Below are 3,009 nucleotides of genomic sequence, written 5' to 3' on the forward strand. Positions count from 1 at the left end.
GGCGTTCCGCAGGTTGATGGCATCGATGGAATGCCCCCTGCAGTGGCTCTGCAGCAGCATCGTGGCGCACCCACGGCGCGGTCGTCGGTAGGCAGCGTCACCACTCTTTCCAACCTGGTGCGCATGCTCTACTCGCGTGCTGGAGCGTACCCCGCGCACCAACCCATGCTGTATGCGGAGGATTTTTCACCCAACACCCCGCAGGGCGCCTGCCCGCATTGCCATGGACTGGGCCGTCTTTACGACGTGACAGAGGCGTCCATGGTGCCGGATGATTCGCTCACCGTGCGTGAGCGGGCCGTTGCCGCCTGGCCAAGCGCCTGGCAGGGCCAAAATCTGCGCGACATTCTCACAACGCTGGGCCACGACATCGACGTGCCTTGGCGCAATTTGCCGCGCAAGACGCGCGAATGGATCCTTTTTACCGACGAGCAGCCCACCGTGCCGGTGTACCCGGGACTCACGGTTGACGAGGTTCGGCGCGCGCGCCAAGCGGGCCAGCCGCCCAGCTACATGGGCACGTTCACCGGCGCACGCCGCTATGTGATGCAGACATTTGCCACCAGCCAGAGCGCAATGATGAAGCGCAAGGTGTCCAAGTTCATGGTGGGGACGCGCTGCCCAGTCTGCCATGGCAAGCGGCTGAAGCCCGAGTCGCTTTCGGTGACCTTTTGCGGTCTGGACATTGGCGATCTGGCTCGCTTGCCCCTTGACGCCTTGGCCGATGTGCTCCGACCTGTGGCCGAGGGCGCGACCACTCCAACCGTGACGGGCGATGCCGGTGCTGCCATGACTGCTGCTGCACGCAAGCGCGCCGCACTTCAACGGAAGGCGGACGGCGCCTGCGCCCATGCTGCCGCACCCGATGTGCGCCGCACGCCCCACCTCTCGCCCGAAAAGCAGCTGGCTGCACAGCGCATCGCTCAGGAACTGCTGGTCCGCGTGCAGGCCCTGACCGGACTGGGGCTGGGTTACCTCTCGCTCGACCGGGCGACGCCCACGCTGTCACCCGGCGAGCTGCAGCGCCTACGGCTGGCCACGCAGTTGGCATCGCAACTCTTCGGCGTGGTGTATGTGTTGGACGAGCCGTCTGCCGGACTGCACCCGGCCGACACCGCTTCGCTGCTGACTGCGCTGCAACGCTTGAAGGACGCTGGCAATTCCATCTTCGTGGTCGAGCATGACGTGACCACCATGCAGCGCGCAGACTGGCTGGTGGATGTAGGCCCCGGGGCCGGCGAGCGTGGGGGGCGCGTCCTGTACAGCGGCCCGCCCGAAGGCCTCGCAGAGATATCCGAGTCGCAGACGCGTCGCTACCTGTTCGAGGACGGCACGCGTTCACGCCGCGAGCGGCGCACCCCCAAATCCGAAAATCGAACTCAGGGTTGGCTGACGCTGCAGGGTGTACACCGCCACAATCTGCGTGGCGTCGACGTGGCCTTTCCCACAGCGTGCCTGACTGCCGTGACCGGCGTCTCCGGCTCGGGCAAATCGAGCCTGGTTAGTCAAGTACTGCTGGAGTTGGTCACCGCCCACTTGGGGCAGCCCCTTGCGTCGAGTGAAGGTGAAAGCCTGGCCGACGGGCCGCCTGATGCCACAGCGGACGGCGATGACCCGGGCTCCATCATGATGACAGATGAAGGCGCCACTACTTCAGGCCGACTTGGCGGGGCCACCGACCACGTTCGCCGGCTTGTGCGCGTGGACCAGCAACCGATCGGCCGTACGCCCCGCTCCAACCTTGCCACCTACACCGGCCTGTTTGATGCCGTGCGCAAGCTCTTCGCAGCTACACCGGCAGCGCGCAAAAGACGCTATGACGCAGGCCGCTTTTCGTTCAACGTCGCCAAAGGCCGCTGTTCCACCTGCGAGGGCGAAGGCTTCGTGAGCGTCGAACTGCTTTTTCTGCCCAGCGTGTACGCGCCGTGTCCCACCTGCCACGGCGCGCGCTACAACTCCGACACACTGTCCATCACGTGGAACGGGCTCAGCATCGCCGATGTCCTTGGCCTCACGGTGGACGCTGCCTGCGAGGCGTTTGCCGCCGAGCCTGCCGTGCTGAGGCCGCTGCATGCGCTGCGCGACATCGGGCTGGGCTATTTGCGTCTGGGCCAGCCCGCGACAGAGCTGTCAGGGGGTGAAGCCCAGCGCATCAAACTTGCCACCGAGCTGCAGCGTACCCAGCGCGGCCATACCCTGTACGTACTGGACGAACCTACGACGGGCCTGCATCCGGCCGACGTGGACCGCCTGTTGCTGCAGCTGGACGCACTGGTCCAGGCTGGCAATACCGTCGTGGTGGTCGAACATGACATGCACTTCGTTGCCTCCAGCGATTGGGTGATCGATATCGGTCCTGGTGCGGGAACACAAGGTGGATGCATCGTAGCGACTGGGACACCGCATCAGGTGGCACGTTGCACCGCCTCGCGCACGGCACGGTATCTGGCGGCAGCATTGAACAACACCCCCGCAAACTGAATGGCTCGCTTGCGATCCGGTACCTTGGAAAAACCGCAATACGCGCTCGACAACAGCTTTTGCGTGGGTGCACGTCGACTGGTTTCTGTCGCTATTCTCTGTTCAAGGCTTGTGTCACTTCTTCGTCAATAGAATGAATTTCTTTGCATGCTTTTTGAGCGCGAGCCTGAGTTGCCAGTTGATCATAGAAATTTGCGACTTCACGAAGCTGCTCTTCATCGAGGTCCTCAATCCCAATCATACGATTGCTGGCAGATTTACTCGCTGCCAATAACTCGTTAAGCTTAAGATGTAGTGCGACGCTGTCCTTATTTTGGCTTTGCTGGATCAAAAAAACCATAAGAAATGTGACAATGGTCGTGCCGGTGTTAATCACCAGTTGCCAGTACTCTGAGAAAGAGAATACTGGTCCTGCGGCAGCCCAGACAAGCACGCAAGCTAACGCTAAACAGAAAGCAACTGGGGAACCAGCCCACCGTGTCACTTTGCTTGCAAAATGGTCGAATGCCGTCAGTATGGGGGACCTGT

Annotated in this window: 2 protein-coding genes; one reads left to right on the forward strand and one right to left on the reverse strand. The window is 62.3% G+C overall.

All coding sequences use genetic code 11. From position 1 onward, the window contains the following. A partial coding sequence (locus IBX54_RS13985) for an excinuclease ABC subunit UvrA (RefSeq protein ID WP_296543268.1) occupies positions 1 to 2,481 on the forward strand: 2,481 nt, incomplete at its 5' end. Positions 2,482 to 2,572: 91 nt separating this feature from the next. Here the strand turns inward: IBX54_RS13985 and IBX54_RS13990 are convergent. Then, positions 2,573 to 3,009, reverse strand: a 437-nt coding sequence (locus tag IBX54_RS13990) for a low affinity iron permease family protein (RefSeq protein ID WP_296543269.1), incomplete at its 5' end; no start/stop codon positions are given.

The organism is Rhodoferax sp., from assembly GCF_014859475.1.
Taxonomy (GTDB): domain Bacteria; phylum Pseudomonadota; class Gammaproteobacteria; order Burkholderiales; family Burkholderiaceae_C; genus Rhodoferax.